We start from the raw sequence: 17,373 nt of genomic DNA on the forward strand, positions 1-17,373 counted from the left end.
GAAAAGGGCGGGTCGGATAATAGGCGTGTAACGCTCCTGCGCTGTGCGCTGTCAGTCCCATCAGGCAGCATGGCATCCATGTCCGTACTCACGCGCGACGAAGCGCAGCTCCGAGCTCAGCTCCTCGACGTCCACCGCTACACGGTCGAACTGGACCTCACCACCGGGGACGAGACCTTCGGCTCCCGTACCGTGATCCGGTTCACCACGCGGTCCGACGGGGACACGTTCCTCGAGGTGAAGCCCGCCGAGCTGCGCTCCGTGACCCTGGACGGACAGCCCCTGGGCCCGGACGCGCTGCGCGAGGACCGGCTGCTGCTGAAGGGCCTCACCGCGGGCGAGCACGAGCTGCGCGCCGAGGCGGCCATGCGCTACTCGCGCACCGGCGAGGGCATGCACCGCTTCACCGACCCGGTCGACGGCGAGACGTACGTCTACACGCAGCTGGCGATGGACGACGTCCAGCGGGTCTTCCCCGCCTTCGACCAGCCCGACCTGAAGGCCGTCTTCGAGGTCTCGGTCAAGGCGCCCGAGGAGTGGACCGTGCTCGCCAACGGCGTCACCGAGCGCGGCGCCGACGGCATCTGGCGGGCCGCCCCCACCCCGCCGATCTCCACCTACCTGGTCGCCGTCGCCGCCGGCCCCTGGCACTCGGTGCGCACCGAGCACCGCGGGCTGCCCTTCGGCATCCACTGCCGCCGCTCGCTCGCGCCCCACCTCGACGCCGACGCCGAGGAGATCTTCGAGGTCACGCGCGCGTGCTTCGACCGCTACCACGAGAAGTTCGAGGAGCCGTACCCCTTCGACTCCTACGACCAGGCGTTCGTCCCCGAGTTCAACGCGGGAGCCATGGAGAATCCGGGCCTGGTCACCTTCCGCGACGAGTTCGTCTACCGCTCCGCCGTCACCGACACGGAGCGCCAGCTGCGCGCCATGGTCATCTCGCACGAGATGGCCCACATGTGGTTCGGCGACCTCGTCACGCTCAAGTGGTGGGACGACATCTGGCTGAACGAGTCCTTCGCCGAGTACATGGGCTACCAGACCACCGCCGAGGCCACCCGCTTCACCGACCCCTGGACCGAGTTCGGCATCACCCGCAAGGCGTGGGGGTATGAAGCGGACCAGCGCCCCACCACCCACCCGGTCGCCCCCGAGGGCGTGGACGACGCCGCCACCGCCCTGCTCAACTTCGACGGCATCTCGTACGCCAAGGGCGCCTCCGCACTGCGCCAACTGGCGGCCTGGCTGGGCGAGAAGGACTTCCTCGCGGGCATCAACACCCACTTCGCCCGGCACCGCTTCGGCAACGCGACCCTCGCCGACTTCCTCGACTCCCTGGCCTCCGTCACCAAACGCGACGTGCGCGCCTGGGCCGACAGCTGGCTGCGCACCACCGGCGTCGACACCCTCACCCCCGTGATCGAGACCGCCGACGGCGCCTGCACGCTGGCCGTCGACCACCGGGGCAGCCGCCCGCACCGCATCGTCGCGGGGCTGTACGACCACGACGTCGCCGACGAGGACCGGCTGATCCTGCGCGAGCGCCTCGAACTCGACGTCCCGCAGGACACCCCGCGCCCCATCGGCAAGCGCCCCGCACTCCTCCTGCTCAACGACGGCGACCTCACCTACGCCAAGGTCCGCTTCGACGCCGAGTCCTTCGCGTCGGTCCGCAGCAGCCTGTCCGGGCTGCCCGACCCGCTCACCCGCGCGATCGTGTGGAACTCCCTGCGGGACGCGGTGCGCGACGGTGAACTCGCGCCCGCCGCCTACCTGGAGATCGCCCGCGCCCATCTGCCGCGCGAGACCGACCTCGCCGTCGCACAGGGCGTGCTCGACTTCGCGCGCGGCCAGCTCGCCGACCAGTACCTGCCGGCCGGGGAGCGCCCGGCCGCGCTCGCCACCCTCACCGCCCTCTGCCGCGACCTGCTGCGCCGCACCGAGGACGGCGACCACCCGGGCCTGCGGCTGATCGCCGTCCGCCACCTGATCGGCGTGGCCGCCCACCCGGACACCATCGCCGCCTGGCTCGCCGACGGCACCGTGCCCGGCGGCCCCGAACTCGACCCCGACCTGCGCTGGCGCATCCTCGCCCGGCTCGCCGTACTCGGCGCCACCGACGAGGCCGCCATCGCCGCCGAACTGGCCCGCGACCCGAGCGCCACCGGCCAGGAGGGCGCCGCCCGCTGCCGCGCCGCGCTGCCCGAGCCGGAGGCCAAGCGCGCGGCCTGGGCCGCGATGTTCGACGGCGACGAGCTGTCCAACTACCTTTTCACGGCCACGGCCCACGGCTTCTGGCAGCCCGAACAGGCCGACCTGGTACGGGAGTACGTGCCGCGCTTCTACGAGGAGTCGGTCCCCCTCGCCGCCCGCCGCGGCCACGCCATCGCCGCCTCCGCCGGCCGCTGGTGCTTCCCGGCCCACGCCGTGGACGCCGAGCACCTGCGCCTGGGCGAGGCATGCCTGGACCGCGACGACCTCACCCCGTCCCTGCGCCGCGCCCTGGCCGACCGCCTGGACGACCTGGGCCGCGCGCTGCGGGCCCGCGAGGGCGGGGCACGGCAGTAGACCCGACGAAGCCGGGCGCCGCCGACCCGTCATGACCGTGCGGCGCCCGGTCCGGTAATGACGTGTGGCGCCGGCCCGTTATGACCGTGCGTCGCCCGGCACCGCCCCCCTAGGCTCGGGGCACCGACATGATCGAGCGAGCCGGGAGGCAACCATCGTGATCGCAGTGACCGGCGCGACCGGAAACGTGGGCCGCGCCCTGGTGGACCGACTCCTCGCCGCGGGCCGGCCGGTACGCGCGCTGACCCGTGACCCGGCGCGGGCCGCGCTGCCCGAGCGGGCCGAGGTGGTGCGGTTCCGGCCCGAGGTACCCGCGGCCCTGTTCGACGGGGTGACCGGAGTCTTCCTCTACGCGCAGGCCGTCACCGAACCTTTGCTGGCGGCGGCGCGCGCGGCCGGGGTCCGCCACGCCGTCCTGCTCTCCAGCGGCATCGTCCAGGAGGGCGCCGACGAGACCCACCCCATCCACGTCCTGCACGCCACCGCCGAGCGGCTGATCCGCGACAGCGGCCTCGCCTGGACGTTCCTGCGGCCCAACGCGTTCGCCACCAACGCCCTCCAATGGGCACCCCAGATCCGCGCCGGGAACACCGTCCGGGGCGTCTACGCGGACGCGGTCACCGCGCCGATCCACGAGGACGACATCGCCGCCGTCGCCGAGCGCGTGTTCCTGGACGACGGCCACGAGGGCGCCGTACACCGCCTGACCGGGCCGGAGGCGGTCACCAACGCCGGCCAGGTCGCGGCGATCGGCGCGGCCGTCGGCCGGGAACTGACCTTCGTGGAGGCCGACCCCCGCACGGCGGGCGCCGAGCTGTTCCCGTACCTGGACCCGCACATGCTCGCCCGCCTCCTCGAAACCTTCGAGGCCACCATCGGCGTGCCCCCGGAGATCACCGGCACGGTCGAGCGGATCACGGGCACCCCGGCCCGCACCTTCGCCCACTGGGCACGGGACCACGCCCCGGACTTCGTCGCCGACTCCGCGGCCTAGGGGCGGCTTCGGGGCGCGGATTCAGCTGACTCGGGACGCGGATTCAGGGACGCGGATTCCGGGACGTGGATTCAGGGGCCCGGTGCTCGGCGGCGTGCGAGCCCGCCGGGCACCCTCGCCCCGGCCGACTCCAGCCCCGGCTGGGGGCGCGGCCCCGACTCTGGCTTCAGGCGCGGCCCCCACTCTGGCTCCGGTCCCGATTCCAGCCCCGGTTGCGGCTCCGGGCGCGGCCCCCGCTCCGGCTGCGGGCGCGGCCCCGGCTCCGACCCCGGTTCCCGCCCTGGCTCTGGCTGCGGGCGCGGCCCCGGTTCCGACCCCGACTCCAGCCCCGACTCCGACTCCGACTCCGGCTGCGGGCGCGACTCCGGTTCCGGTTCTGGCTCCGGCTGCGGGCGCGACCCCGGTTCCGACCCCGGTTCCGGGCGCGGCCTCGACCCCGATTCCGGCCCCGGCTCCGGGACCTCGGCTCCGACTCCGACTCCGGCTGCGGGCGCGGCCCCGGTTCCGGCTGCTACCCCGACTCCGACCCCGGCTCCAGCCCCTGCTCCGGGCGCGGCCCCGACTCCAGCCCCGGCCCTGGCTCCGACCCCGGCTCCGGCCCTGGCTCTGGCTGCGGGCGGGGCCCCGGTTCCGCCCCGGGTTCCGGCCCCTGCTCCGGGCGCGGCTCCAGCCCCGCCCCCCGCCCCGGCTCCGGGCTCAAGAGCCCCCGTTCCGACGCCGCAGCACCGCCCGTCGCGCTTCTCCCTCCCGCGGGCCCGGTCGCCGGTTCGCGGCGCCCGGTCCGGGGGCCGGGGTGATGTCGAAGCCGAGCCGCTCCAGGAAGCGTTCACTGGGGCGCCAGCCGGGCGGGACCGTCGCCGTCACCAGGGGGGCGTTCCCGGCCCGTGCCAGCAGGGAGCGGGCCAGGGTGTGGCCGAGGCCCCGGCCGCGGGCCCAGGGGGCCAGCAGGAACAGGCCGACGGCCACCGCGCCCGGCTCCGGATGGTCGCGCACCGCGTCCACGACGCCCGCGACCACCCCGTCCCGCTCCAGCACCAGCAGCACCTTGGCGTCGGGGTGCGCGCCCTCGGGCAGGGCGTAGCACAGGCTCTGCACATCGCCCGGCGCCGACGGCAGCCCGGTGGCCGCCAGGAAATAGTCCTCGCACTCCTCGAACAGCCGGATCAGCGGCGCCTCGTCCGCCGGGCCGAGTTCACGCACCAGCACCCGTTCGCCGGGCACGTCGAGCATCCACGCGTCCACCATCCGGCCGACGGTAGTGCTGCCGGGCACCGGCTCCAACAAGTTTTCCCCGTACGGCAGTACCCACGTACGGGTCCCGCTCGTTGGAGAAAGGGGACCCACGCCCCTCTTCCCGTACCACCCGGCGCGCCCCGAGCAGCCCCGAGAGCGGAGGCAAGCCCATGCCGACCCAGCCCCTCGCCTCGGGCCCGCACGGCCCGGACGCCCTCCGCCCGCTCCTCGGCACCGTGCTGGACGCGCTGGCGGAAGGCCGCGAGGCGCGCGGCGGACCGCTGCCCGCGGGCGGACCCGAGGCCACCGCCCGGCGGGTCGCCGACGCGCTCGGGGACGTACTGCCGTACGAGGGCGACCCGGACGGCCTGCGCGCTCTCGTACGACTCCTCGCCGAGGGCGCCGCCGACCCCGCCGACCCGCTGTGCGCCGGCCATCTGCACTGCCCGCCCCTCGCCGTGGCCACCGCGGCCGACCTCGCGGTCAGCGCCCTCAACCCCTCCCTCGACTCCTGGGACCAGGCCCCCGGCGCCACCGCCCTGGAAGCCCTCGTCGCGCGGGACCTCGCGCGCGCCGCCGGACTGGCCGACGCCCTGGTCACCACCGGCGGCACCGAGTCCAACCAACTCGCCCTGCTGCTCGCCCGCGAGGCCGGCCACGGCAGCGTCCGGCTCGTCTGCGGCGCCGCCGCCCACCACTCGCTGGCCCGCGCCGCCTGGCTGCTCGGACTGCCCGACCCGGTGATCGTCCCGGCCCCCGGCGGCACCCTCGACCCGGCCGCCCTCGACGCCGCCCTCACCGCGCTCCCCGGCCCCCTGCTGGTCGCCGCCACCGCCGGCACCACCGACGCCGGGCTCATCGACCCGCTGCCCGAGATCGCCGCCCTGTGCGCGGCCCACGGCGCCCGGTTGCACATCGACGCCGCCTACGGGGGCGGACTGCTGTTCAGCGACCGGCACCGCGCCCGGCTCGCCGGACTCGACGCCGCCCACACCGTCACCCTCGACCTGCACAAACTCGGCTGGCAACCGGTCGCCGCCGGCCTGCTCGCCATCGCCGACCCGGCCGACCTCTCCGTACTCCACCACCGCGCCGACTATCTGAACGCCGACGACGACACCGAGGCCGGCCACCCCGACCTGCTCGGCCGCTCCCTGCGCACCACCCGCCGCCCCGACATCCTCAAGGCCGCGGTCACCCTGCGCACCCTCGGCCGCCGCGGCCTCGGCGCCCTGGTCGACCACGTCTGCGACCTGGCCCAGGAGTTCGCCGCGCTCATCCGGGCCCACCCTGGTTTCGAGCTGTACGACACCCCCGTCATCAGCACCGTCCTGTTCCGCCCCGCCGAGGCCACCGACGCCGCCGTGGCCGGCGTCCGCCGGGAGCTGCTGCACGAAGGCCGGGCCGTCCTCGGCCGCGCCCGGCTCGACGGCCGCCTCTGGCTCAAGGCCACCCTCCTCAACCCCCACACCCGGCCGGACGACCTCGCCCACCTGTTGAAACTCGTCGAAGGAAGCACCCCCAGATGACCCCCCACCCGGCTCCGCAGACGGCCGCCCGCACCTCCCTGCTGCCGCGCCGCGACCCCGACGCCCCCCGCGACCTGGTCGGCATCGGCATCGGCCCCTGCAACCTCTCCCTCGCCGCCCTCGCCCATCCGCTGCCCGAACTCGACGCCGTCTTCTACGAACAGCGGCCCGGCTTCAGCTGGCACCCCGGCCTGCTCATCGAGGGCTCCACCATCCAGGTGCCCTTCCTCGCCGACCTGGTGAGCCTCGCCGACCCCACCAGCCCCTGGAGCTTCCTCAACTACCTCAGAACCCGCGAGCGGCTGTTCCCCTTCTACTTCGCCGAGCGCTTCCACATCGAGCGCGCCGAGTACGACGCCTACTGCCGCTGGGTCACCGAGGGCCTGCCGGGTCTGCGCTTCGGCCACCAGGTCGACGCCGTCCGCTGGAACCCCGAACGCGGCCTGTTCGAGGTCGACTTCACCCAGCTGGACGCCGACGGCGAGGCCGACGCCCTCGGCCGCGCCTACACCCGCAACCTCGTCCTCGGCGTCGGCACCGTCCCCCATGTGCCGGCCCCCCTCAAGCCCATGGTGGACGCCGAGGGACTGCCCGTCTGCCATGCCGCCGACTACCTCGACCACCGTGAGGAGCTGCTGGCCGCCGGGCACATCACCGTGGTGGGCTCCGGGCAGTCCGGCGCCGAGATCTTCCTCGACCTGCTGCGCCGCCGCCCGGCCGGCGGGGAGCGGCTGCACTGGATCGGCCGCAGCCCCGCGTTCTCGCCGATGGAGTACTCCAAGCTCGGCCTGGAGCACTTCACCCCCGACTACACCTGCTACTTCCACGCCCTCGCCGAACCCGTCCGCGACCGGCTGGTCGATGCCCAGTGGCAGCTGCACAAGGCCGTCGACGCCGGCACCCTCGCCGCCATCCACGACGAGCTGTACCGGCGCACCGTGGACGGCGGCTGGCCCGACGCCGTCCTCACCCCCGGCGTGCGCGTGCGCACCGCGGGCCGGATCGCCAGCAACAAGATCGAACTCCATCTGGAACACCTGGAGGAGGGCAGCCGCTCCCGGCTCGCCACCGACGCCGTCGTCCTCGCCACCGGCTACCAGCAGCGGCCCCTCGGCCGGCTGCTCGCCGGGCTCGACCCCTATATGCGCCGCGACGCCGCCGAGCGCCCGCGCATCGACGCGGACTTCCGCCTGGTCCTCGACCCCTCGGTCAAGGGCTCCGTCTACGTCCAGAACGCCGAACTGCACACCCACGGCGTCGGCGCCCCCGACCTGGGTCTCGCCGCCTGGCGCGGCGCCACCATCCTCAACTCGCTCACCGGAAAGGAGTCGTACCCCCTTCCGGCCCGTACGGCCTTCACCACCTTCGGGCTGCGCGAACCGCATTCCGCCGTTCCCCAGGCCCGGCACTCCGCCCAGCGGCTCACCCCGCTCGTCGAAGAACGGTGAGCGAATTCGCTCATAGGAGCGGCTGCCTGCACAATTCAACACTTGTCAATAAGGCTTCACCTGAAGGTTGTTGAGTGGTCATGCCGCCCGGAATCTCTACCGACGGGTAAGCCCTAGGCTCGAACCATGCGCCGAGCAAAGATCGTTTGTACATTGGGGCCCGCCACCGACTCGTACGACCAGATCAAGGCACTGGTCGGGGCCGGAATGGACGTAGCCCGCCTCAACCTCAGCCACGGCACCCGCGCCGAACACGAGGAGCGTTACCAGCGCGTGCGCAAGGCTGCCGACGAAACCGGCCGCAGTGTCGGAATCCTCGCCGACCTTCAAGGTCCGAAGATCCGACTCGGCCGGTTCGCCGAAGGACCGGTACTGCTTGAACGCGGTGATGAATTCACCATCACCGTCGAAGAGGGCGTAGAGGGGGACCGCCACCGGTGCGGCACCACGTACGCGGGGCTCGCCGGAGACGTCGCCCCCGGTGAGCGCGTCCTGGTGGACGACGGCCGGGTCTGCCTGGAGGTCACCGCCGTCGACGGCCCTCGCGTGCGCACCCGCGTGGTCGAGGGCGGCATGGTCTCCGACCACAAGGGCCTCAACCTGCCCGGTGTCGCCGTCTCCGTGCCCGCCCTGTCCGAGAAGGACGAGGAGGACCTGCGCTGGGCGCTGCACACCGGCGTCGACATCATCGCCCTGTCCTTCGTGCGCAGCGGCAACGACATCCGGGTGGTGCACCGCATCATGGCCGAGGAGGGCCGCCGCCTCCCGGTGATCGCCAAGATCGAGAAGCCGCAGGCGGTCGCCAACCTGGACGACATCGTGGCCGCCTTCGACGGACTGATGGTCGCGCGCGGCGACCTCGGGGTGGAAATGCCCCTGGAGCAGGTGCCGATCGTCCAGAAGCGCGCCATCAAGCTCGCCCGGCGCAACGCCAAGCCGGTCATCGTCGCCACCCAGATGCTCGACTCCATGGTCGACAACTCCCGGCCCACCCGCGCCGAGGCCTCCGACGTGGCCAACGCGGTCCTCGACGGCACGGACGCGGTGATGCTCTCCGGCGAGACCAGTGTCGGCAAGTACCCGGTGGAGACCGTACGCACCATGGCGAAGATCGTCACGGCGGCCGAGGAGGACATGCTGGCCAAGGGGCTGCCGACGCTGACCGAGCGGAACAAGCCGCGCACCCAGGGCGGCGCGGTCGCCCGCGCGGCCGCCGAGATGGGCGACTTCCTCGGCGCCAAGTTCCTGGTGGCCTTCACCCAGTCCGGGGACACCGCCCGCCGGCTCTCCCGCTACCGCCCGCCGATCCCGCTGCTCGCCTTCACCCCCGAGCCGGCCACCCGCTCCCAGCTCAGCCTCACCTGGGGCGCCGAGACCTTCCTCGGCCCGCACGTGGACTCCACGGACGCCATGGTCGACCAGGTGGACGAGCTGCTGCTGCGGTACGGCCGCTGCGAGAAGGGCGACCTCGTGGTGATCACGGCCGGCTCCCCGCCCGGAGTCTCCGGTTCCACCAACATGGTCCGCGTCCACCGCATCGGCGAGAACGACCCGGAGGCGTAGCGGTCCGGCACACGGAAAGGGCCCCTTTGCCGAAGGGGCCCGCACAAACCTGTGAATCAAGAAAACCGGTGACCTTGGAAAACAAGGAAAAAGTGCCCCGGGTCGGACTCGAACCGACACTGTACGGGTTTTGAATCCGTTGCCTGCTGCCAATTGGGCTACCGGGGCTCGCAGAATCCAAGGTTTCCCCCGACCCTCCGCGCGTCCACCATACCGTAGCTAGGTAGGCTCTTGTCAGCAGTACCCCTGCACCGAACGAGGAGCCCCCGTGACCGCCGAGTCGCCCCAGCCCGTAGACGCGCCCGACGACGACAAGTCGCACGTGCCTCCGCTGACGACCCGTGTCGTCATCGCCGAGGACGAGGCCCTGATCCGGCTCGACCTCAAGGAGATGCTGGAGGAGGAGGGCTACACCGTCGTCGGTGAGGCCGGCGACGGCGAGCAGGCGGTCGAGCTGGCCCGCGAGCACCGGCCGGACCTGGTCATCCTGGACGTGAAGATGCCCAAGCTGGACGGCATCTCCGCGGCCGAGAGGATCGCCGAGGAGTCCATCGCCCCGGTCCTGATGCTCACCGCCTTCTCCCAGCGCGACCTGGTCGAGCGGGCGCGGGACGCCGGTGCGATGGCGTACCTGGTCAAGCCGTTCAGCAAGAGCGACGTGGTGCCGGCGATCGAGATGGCCGTCTCCCGCTTCACCGAGCTGAAGCAGCTGGAGCAGGAGGTCGCCGACCTCACCCTGCGCCTGGAGACCCGCAAGCTGGTCGACCGCGCCAAGTCCATCCTCCAGACCGAGTACGGCCTGACCGAGCCGGCCGCCTTCCGCTGGATCCAGAAGACCTCCATGGACCGCCGCATGTCGATGCAGCAGGTCGCCGAGGCCGTGATCACGGACAACGAGGAGAAGAAGGCCGCGAAGAAGGGCTGAGTCCCGCGGTACGGCGATGCCCGCGTCCCCCTCGCCGGGGGGGCGCGGGCATCGCCGTACGCGCAGGGCGTCAGTCCTCGCCCAGATACGCCTTGCGGACCGACTCGTCGTGCAGCAGGTCCTGTCCGGTGCCGGACAGCACGATCGAGCCGACCTCCATCACATGGCCCTGGTCGGCGAGCGAGAGCGCCGCCTGGGCGTTCTGCTCGACCAGCAGGATGGTGGTGCCCTGGGACTTCAGCTCGGCGATCGTCGCCAGGATCTTCTGCATCATGATCGGGGACAGGCCCATGGACGGCTCGTCCAGCATCAGCAGCTTCGGCCTGGACATCAGCGCCCTGCCCATGGCCAGCATCTGCTGCTCGCCGCCCGAGAGGGTGCCCGCGGCCTGCTTGCGCCGCTCGCCCAGGATCGGGAAGAGGTCGTAGGCGCGCTGGACGTCCCGCTCGATGCCGTCCTTGTCCTTGCGCAGGAAGGCGCCGAGCTGGAGGTTCTCCGCGATGGTCAGGCGCGGGAAGATGTGCCGGCCCTCGGGGGAGTGGGCGAGCCCCAGGGCGACGATCTTGTGCGCCGGGACGCCGGTGAGCGGCTTGCCGTCGAACAGGATCCTGCCGCCGACCGGCTTGAGCAGCCCGGACAGGGTGCGCAGGGTGGTCGTCTTGCCGGCGCCGTTGGTGCCGATGAGGGTCACGACCTGGCCGGCCTCGACGCTGAACGAGATGCCCTTGACGGCCTCGATCTTGCCGTAGGCGACCCTGAGGTCCTCGACCTCCAGCAGTGCGGTCACTGGGTCTCTCCCTCTGTGCTGTCGGCGGCCCCCGCCGCCCCACCCTCGACGGCCCCGGACCCCGCCGCCTCGCCCTCGGCCGTCTGGCCTGCGGCGGTCCCGGCCCCGGCCGTCTTGCCCCCGGCCGTTTTGCCTGCGGCGGCTGCGGCCTCGGCCGTCTTGCCCTCGGCCGTCTGGCCTGCGGCGGTCCCGGCCTCGGCGTTCTCGGTGCCGGCCGTCTGGCCTGCGGCGGTCCCGGCCTCGGCCTTCTCAGTGCCGGCCGTCTGGTTTGCGGCGGTCTCGGCCCCGGCGGGCTCGGCCCCGGCGGTCCCGGCCCCGGCGGTCCCAGCCCCGGTCGTGCCGGCCGGGGCCGCTCCGGCCTCCGCCGCCTCGATCTCCGCGGCCTCCGCGGCGCCCGGATCGCCCTCGAAGGGCTCGCCCAGGTAGGCGGCGATGACCCGCTCGTCGGCCTGGACGACCTCGGAGGTGCCCTCGATCAGCTTCTCGCCCTGCACGAGCACGGCGACGCGGTCGCACAGGTTGAAGATGAACCGCATGTCGTGCTCGATGACGAGGACGGCGATGCCCATGTCCCGGATGGCGAAGACCAGTTCCTCGGTGGCGCGGGTCTCCTGCGGGTTCATGCCCGCCGTCGGCTCGTCCAGGAGGAGCAGGCCCGGCTCGCTGGCCAGCGCCCGCGCGATCTCCAGCTTGCGCTGCTCGCCGTAGGGCAGATTGCGTGCCAGGTGCTCGCGCTTGCCGGCCAGATCGACGAACTCCAGGAGCTCCAGGGCCCGCGCCTCGGACTCGCGTTCGGCCTTGCGGAAGCCGGGGCCGCGCAGCAGCGCCGACCACAGGCCCTCCCTGGTCCGCGTGTGGCGGCCCACGAGGACGTTCTCCAGCACGGTCATGTTGGCGAAGAGGCGGATGTTCTGGAAGGTACGGGCGATGCCCGCCTGCGTCACCAGGTGCGGCTTGGGCGGCAGCACCTTGCCCTGGTAGGCGACGGTGCCCTCGGTCGGGACGTACAGACCGGTGAGGCAGTTGAAGAAGGTGGTCTTGCCGGCGCCGTTCGGCCCGATCAGGCCGACGATCTCGCCGCTGTTCACCGTGAAGTCCACGGACCGTACGGCGGTCAGACCGCCGAACCGCATGGTCACGTCACGGGCTTCGAGTACAGGTGTCGTCATGGTTCCTTACGCCCCTGCCTTGGTGACGGCCGCGTCCTCGGACAGCGTCGTCTGTGCCGGTACGTCGAGCTGGCCGGTCTCGTGGAACTCCAGCCTGCGGCGCCGGTCGGCGATGATGCCCTCCGGCCTGAACCGCATGAGCAGGATCAGCGCGACACCGAAGGTGAGCAGCTCGTAGTTCTGCATGAACTGGAGCTTCTCCGGGATGAGGTACAGCAGGCTGGCGCCGAGCAGCGGGCCGCTGACGGTGCCCATGCCACCGAGGACGACGGCGGCCAGCAGGAAGGCCGAGTTGGGCGGCGCGGCCCCGGCGAACTGGTACGGCTGCGGGTTGACGCTGTAGTTCACGTGCGCCATCACGGTGCCGGCCAGGCCCGCCAGGGAGGCGCCGAGCGCGAAGGCGATCAGCTTGGCCCGGAAGCCGTTGATGCCCATGGCGGTCGCGGCGGTCTCGTCCTCGCGGATGGCGATCCAGGAGCGGCCGATACGGGAGTCGGCGGCGCGGGTGAAGACGAGCACCACGATGGCCGTGATGATCAGCATCAGGAACAGGTAGTTGGCGAACCGGCCGAGGGTGAACGAGCCGAGGGTGTGGGCGTCGCCCAGGTTGAACCCGAAGAGTTTGATGTCGGGGATCTGGGTGATGCCGTTGGGGCCGCGGGTGATGTTCGGACCGGAGTCGCCGTCCAGGTTGTTCACGGCGATGCGGAAGATCTCTCCGAAGCCAAGCGTCACGATGGCCAGGTAGTCACCGCGCAGCCGCAGGGTCGGCGCGCCGATCAGGACGCCGAAGACCAGCGAGGCGGCCATGCCGGTGAGGGCGGCGGCCCAGAAGGGGAACTGCACGTGGATGGGGGAGTACTCGGAGCCGGAGACCAGCGCGGCCGCGTAGGCGCCGACGCCGAGGAAGGCGACGTAGCCGAGGTCGAGCAGTCCGGTGAGGCCGACGACGATGTTCAGGCCGAGCGCGACGGTGGCGAAGATGAGGATGTTCACGCCGATGTTGGCGTTGTGGTCGTCGCTCTGGGTGAACGGGAAGATCACGGCGGCCACGAACGCCAGGCAGGCCGCGAAGCCCTTGTGGCGGGTGGACATGGTCGCGTACCGGTCGAGGAGCCCGGCGTGCACCAGGCCCCAGGCGGCGAACGCGCAGACCAGCAGGAAGCCGATGAAGGTCTCGCTGTCGTCGTCGTTGATGCCGATGCCGTAGGTGAAGACCACCAGGCCGAGGGCGGTGCCGACGGTGACGACGGCCCGCTCGGCGAGCGGCGACAGGATGCCGGGGCGGGGCTGTTCGGGCTTGGTCAGGTAGCCCTTGAGGCCGGTGCCCGGAGCCGGGTGGGGCAGGGCGAGCGCGCCGAGGACACAGAGCGCGGAGGCCACCATCGCGACGTACGCGCCGGGATCGAGGTTGACCAGGCCGCCGAGGTCGACGGCGATCGCGATGCCGGTGAACCAGCAGACGGTGAACGCGGACAGGCTGGTGAGCAGCACCGGGCTGGTGGCGCCCGACGGGTTGAGCCAGCCGAGGCCCTTGACCCGCCACACGGCGAGCACGTGCAGCAGGGTGAGCGCGGCGGCGACCAGGGCCAGGATCTGGAGGCCGGCGGGGTAGCCGTAGATGGTCAGGTTGCCGGGGAAGTCGGGCGTCCAGGTCCAGCTCATGAAGGCGCTGGCGATGGTGCCGGCGGCGCCGGCGGCGATGAGCGGCCGGGCCACCGCGGGCGGGAGCGGCAGGGGGCCGCGCGCTGCCGGGGTCTGGAGGGTGGTGTCGGTCATGGTGCTCACGCCCTGTCCGCGACGCGTTCGCCGAGCAGGCCCTGTGGCCTGATGAGGAGTACGAGGATGAGGAGGACGAAGGCCCACACCGGCGCCCAGCCCTGGCCGCCGAGCTGGTGCATACCGGGGATGTTGGCGATGTAGGCGGTGGCCATGGCTTCGGCGAGGCCGAGGACGAGACCGCCGAGCATGGCGCCGTAGATGTTGCCGATGCCGCCGAGGACGGCCGCGGTGAACGCCTTGAGGCCGGCGAGGAAGCCCATCTGGTAGTCGACGGCGCCGTACTTGAGGCCGTACGCCGTGCCCGCGACCGCCGCGAACAGGCCGCCGATGGCGAACGCGATCACGATGATGCGGTTGGTGTCGATGCCCATCAGCTGGGCGGTGTCCGGGTCCTGCGCCGTGGCCTGCATGGCGCGGCCGGTGCGCGAGAGCCGGACGAAGAAGGCGAGGACCGCCATGCACAGCGGGGCGGCGATGATCAGGAAGAGGTCGCCGCTCTGCACGGTGATCGAGCCCAGGTGGTAGGGCCCGAACGGCAGCTGCGGGAAGACGCGGGCGGACTTGGCGTTCGGGTACAGGTTGAAGACGAGCTGCTGGAGCGCGAGCGAGAGACCGATGGCCGTGATGAGCGGTGCCAGGCGTGGCGCGCCGCGCAGTGGCCGGTAGGCGAAGCGTTCGGCGCCGACGGCGATGAGTACGGCGACCAGGGCGCCGCCGACGAGCATCGCCGGCAGGGCTATCCACATGGATATGCCGTGCGGCAGGACGAGATACACCGTGAGGGCGCCGAAGCCTCCCGTCATGAAGATCTCGCCGTGAGCGAAGTTGATGAGCTGGACGATGCCGTACACCATCGTGTACCCGATGGCGATCAGGCCGTACATCGAGCCGAGGAACAGCCCGTTGGCCAGCTGCTGCGGCAGGGTGTTCACCGCATGGCCTCCATGTGGTGGGGAGAGTCAAGAGGGCGGTAGAAGGCGGGCCGCGCGGTGACGGTGGTCAGCGCCGCGCGGCCCTGGTGTCGCGGTGTGTGCCGCGGGCTACTTGGGGTTGGCGACGCCGCTCTTGACGGCCTTCCACGCGCCGTTGACGACCTGGTAGACGGTCAGCTGCTTGTTCGTGGTGTCACCGAACTCGTCGAAGGAGATCTTGCCGGAGATGCCCTCGAAGGAGTTGTGCTGCACGGCGTCGACGACCTTGGCGCGGGCGTCGTCCGGGATCTTGCCGTCCTTCACGACCTGGCCGACGGCCTTGATGATCGCGGTGGTGGCGTCGTAGGAGTACGAGCCGTAGGTGCCGTAGTCACCGGGGTACTTCTTGGCCTTGTAGGTGGCCACGAAGTCCTTGGCGGCGGGCAGGGTGTCGACCGGGACGCCGATGGAGGTCGCGAGGTCGCCCTCGGCTGCCTTGCCGGCGGTCTGGATGTAGGTCGGGGTGAACATGCCGTCGCCGCCGAACAGCGGGATCTTGGCGCCGGCGTCCTTGAGCTGCTTGGTCAGCACCTGGGACTCGTCGTACTGGCCACCGTAGTACAGGATGTCGGCGCCGGAGCTCTTGATCTTGGTGACGAGGGTGGAGAAGTCGCGGTCGCCCACGCTGACGTGGTCGGTGCCGATGACCTTGCCGCCCTGCTTGGCGAACTGCTCCTTGAAGATCTTGGTGAGGCCGGCGCCGTAGGTCTGCTTGTCGTCGACGACGAACGCCTTCTTCTTGTGCAGCCCGTTGAAGGCGTAGTCCGCCGCGAACGCGCCCTGGAGGGCGTCGGTGGTCGCGGTGCGGAAGTAGGTCTTGAACGGACGGACCTTCTTGGTCTGCCAGTTCTTGCCCTGCGTCAGCTCGGGGGAGGTGTTGGACGGCGAGATCTCCACCAGGTTGGCGGTGTCCAGGACCTGCTGCATCTGGGTGGCCACACCGGAGTTGAGCGGGCCGACCACACCGAGGACGTCCTTCTCGGCGACCAGCTGGGTGGCGTTCTGCTGGCCGGTGGCCGGGATCGCCTTGTCGTCCAGGGCCTTGACCTTGAAGGTCACGCCGGGCACGGTCTTGTTCTTGTTCGCGTCGTCGACCGCTATCTGCGCGCCGTACTGGATGCCGAGGCCGGTCGCGGAGTTCTGGCCGGTCAGCGGCGCGTCCACGCCGATGGTGACCGTCACGTTGCCGCTGTCGCCGCCCTTGCTGTCGTTGTTGCGGGAGCCGCAGGCGGTGAGAGTCAGAGCCCCGGTCGTCAGAACGGAGGCGAGAATCACCAGAGAACGCTGTCGCACAATCGATCCTTTCCGCAGGCATGGGCGGTCCCTGGAACGGGACGGCGTGGAGCCGCGTTGGTACCGAACTCCCGTTGGAGCGGTGACTGGCCGTGACTCTAAGCCCGCTATGGAGACCTGGGCAGCGCCGTGGGCTTCCTTGTGACTTTCTTGTTATGACGGCGTGGACGGGAAAGTTCCGCCGGGGATACTCTCGGCCGGTTTGGCGGAATTTCCCCGAGGTCCACATTTTGAGAATGCGCACTTCCGGTTGGCCCTCGCGCCGAGGTCGCGGCCCGGCGGGCCCCGCGCTCCCAGGGCGCCCGGCGAAGATCACCCGCAGGTCCGGCCCCGCAGCGGAGTCGGAAGGGGCTTATTGCGTGCGCGTTACGCAGCGTTACGCCGGAAAATAAAGGTGCGGTGTACAGCAATTTCGGGCGGCCGGGCGCTGGTATATCCACCCCCGTCTCGCGGGCCGTCAAGGGGTCATCTCGGCCGGACGCGATAATTCCACTTTTCCGTATGCGGGATGACGTCGGTATGACGCGGTATCGGAGACAAAAAGGCCCGGTCGCACCCCTTTTGGGAAGTGGACCGGGCTTTTGCTGAGGAACCGTCAGACCGCCGCGGGCGCCTGTTCGCCGTTTCGCACGCCGAGGTCGCGGAGCATGCAGGTCAGCCGCGCGCTGCACACCCGGCGGCCCTGCTCGTCGCTGATCACGACCTCGTACGTCGCCGTCGACCGGCCCCGGTGCACGGGCGTGGCCACACCGGTCACCAGACCCGAGCGGACCCCCCGGTGATGCGTGCAGTTGAGGTCCACGCCGACGGCGACCTTGGTGCTGCCGCCGTGCAGCATCGCGCCGACCGAGCCCAGCGTCTCCGCGAGCACCGCCGAGGCGCCGCCGTGCAGCAGGCCGTACGGCTGTGTGTTGCCCTCCACCGGCATCGTCCCGACGACCTTGTCGGCGGACGCCTCCAGGATCTGCACGCCCATCCGCGTGCCGAGGTCGCCGGCCGAGAACAGGGCGGGCAGGTCCACGCCGAGCGCCGCGTACTCCTCGATGACCTCCTGCGGGAATCGCACCTGCTGCTGCTCGCCCATGGGCCGGCTCCGTTCGTCGTACAC

The 17,373-nt window shown here is 71.6% G+C and carries 13 protein-coding genes and 1 tRNA gene; 6 read left to right on the forward strand and 8 right to left on the reverse strand.

Features of this window, described 5'->3' with window-relative positions; genetic code table 11:
* The first annotated feature begins 78 nt into the window (after nt 1–78).
* Both pepN and ACE4Q9_RS24930 read left to right on the forward strand, forming a co-directional pair.
* A complete protein-coding gene (gene pepN / locus ACE4Q9_RS24925; protein WP_397986462.1) occupies nt 79–2,571 on the forward strand; it encodes an aminopeptidase N in 2,493 nt (830 codons plus the stop codon).
* A 157-nt stretch (nt 2,572–2,728) separates the two neighbouring features.
* Nucleotides 2,729–3,565 carry an NAD(P)H-binding protein gene (locus tag ACE4Q9_RS24930; RefSeq protein ID WP_397986463.1) on the forward strand — a complete coding sequence of 279 codons (837 nt, stop codon included), beginning with the start codon at nt 2,729–2,731 and terminating at the stop codon, nt 3,563–3,565.
* Nucleotides 3,566–4,261: 696 nt separating this feature from the next.
* Here ACE4Q9_RS24930 and ACE4Q9_RS24935 read toward each other — a convergent pair.
* A complete protein-coding gene (locus tag ACE4Q9_RS24935; protein WP_397986464.1) occupies nt 4,262–4,810 on the reverse strand; it encodes a GNAT family N-acetyltransferase in 549 nt (182 codons plus the stop codon).
* Nucleotides 4,811–4,968: 158 nt separating this feature from the next.
* On the opposite strand from ACE4Q9_RS24935, the gene ACE4Q9_RS24940 reads away from it, so the two are divergent.
* The 3 genes from ACE4Q9_RS24940 to pyk all read left to right on the forward strand — a co-directional run bounded on the left by ACE4Q9_RS24940 (nt 4,969) and on the right by pyk (nt 9,338).
* Nucleotides 4,969–6,327 carry a pyridoxal phosphate-dependent decarboxylase family protein gene (locus tag ACE4Q9_RS24940; protein WP_397986465.1) on the forward strand — a complete coding sequence of 453 codons (1,359 nt, stop codon included), beginning with the start codon at nt 4,969–4,971 and terminating at the stop codon, nt 6,325–6,327.
* Entirely contained in the window at nt 6,324–7,775 is a 1,452-nt protein-coding gene (locus ACE4Q9_RS24945; RefSeq protein WP_397986466.1) for a lysine N(6)-hydroxylase/L-ornithine N(5)-oxygenase family protein, read from the forward strand. The genes ACE4Q9_RS24940 and ACE4Q9_RS24945 overlap by 4 nt, the downstream gene beginning before the upstream one ends.
* Nucleotides 7,776–7,901: 126 nt before the next feature.
* Nucleotides 7,902–9,338, forward strand: a complete 1,437-nt coding sequence (gene pyk, locus ACE4Q9_RS24950; RefSeq protein ID WP_397986467.1) for a pyruvate kinase — start codon at nt 7,902–7,904, stop codon at nt 9,336–9,338.
* A gap of 93 nt (nt 9,339–9,431) precedes the next feature.
* Here the strand turns inward: pyk and ACE4Q9_RS24955 are convergent.
* Nucleotides 9,432–9,506 (reverse strand) — tRNA-Leu (locus tag ACE4Q9_RS24955).
* A 100-nt stretch (nt 9,507–9,606) separates the two neighbouring features.
* Between ACE4Q9_RS24955 and ACE4Q9_RS24960 the strand changes: the two genes are divergently transcribed.
* Nucleotides 9,607–10,263, forward strand: a complete 657-nt coding sequence (locus ACE4Q9_RS24960) for an ANTAR domain-containing response regulator (RefSeq protein ID WP_397986468.1) — start codon at nt 9,607–9,609, stop codon at nt 10,261–10,263.
* A gap of 70 nt (nt 10,264–10,333) precedes the next feature.
* Here ACE4Q9_RS24960 and ACE4Q9_RS24965 read toward each other — a convergent pair whose 3' ends face one another.
* From ACE4Q9_RS24965 to ACE4Q9_RS24990, 6 genes are all read right to left on the reverse strand, one after another.
* Complete coding sequence (locus ACE4Q9_RS24965) at nt 10,334–11,050, reverse strand: ABC transporter ATP-binding protein (protein WP_397986469.1); 717 nt, start codon at nt 11,048–11,050, stop codon at nt 10,334–10,336.
* Nucleotides 11,047–12,219, reverse strand: coding sequence for an ABC transporter ATP-binding protein (locus tag ACE4Q9_RS24970; RefSeq protein ID WP_397986470.1), 1,173 nt, complete (start codon nt 12,217–12,219; stop codon nt 11,047–11,049). Before ACE4Q9_RS24970 ends, ACE4Q9_RS24965 begins: the two co-directional genes overlap by 4 nt.
* A gap of 6 nt (nt 12,220–12,225) precedes the next feature.
* Nucleotides 12,226–13,998 (reverse strand): branched-chain amino acid ABC transporter permease, encoded by a 1,773-nt coding sequence (locus ACE4Q9_RS24975; RefSeq protein WP_397986471.1) that lies wholly within the window; start codon nt 13,996–13,998, stop codon nt 12,226–12,228.
* Between the two features lie 5 nt (nt 13,999–14,003).
* Nucleotides 14,004–14,933, reverse strand: a complete 930-nt coding sequence (locus ACE4Q9_RS24980) for a branched-chain amino acid ABC transporter permease (RefSeq protein ID WP_397986472.1) — start codon at nt 14,931–14,933, stop codon at nt 14,004–14,006.
* A gap of 108 nt (nt 14,934–15,041) precedes the next feature.
* Nucleotides 15,042–16,265: a branched-chain amino acid ABC transporter substrate-binding protein gene (locus ACE4Q9_RS24985; protein ID WP_397986473.1), complete on the reverse strand. Its 1,224-nt coding sequence runs from the start codon at nt 16,263–16,265 to the stop codon at nt 15,042–15,044.
* A gap of 595 nt (nt 16,266–16,860) precedes the next feature.
* Nucleotides 16,861–17,349 carry a hotdog fold thioesterase gene (locus ACE4Q9_RS24990; protein ID WP_397986474.1) on the reverse strand — a complete coding sequence of 163 codons (489 nt, stop codon included), beginning with the start codon at nt 17,347–17,349 and terminating at the stop codon, nt 16,861–16,863.
* Between the last annotated feature and the right edge of the window lie 24 nt (nt 17,350–17,373).

Origin of the sequence: Streptomyces sp. AM6-12 (genome assembly GCF_044327085.1) — a bacterium.
Classification (GTDB): domain Bacteria; phylum Actinomycetota; class Actinomycetes; order Streptomycetales; family Streptomycetaceae; genus Streptomyces.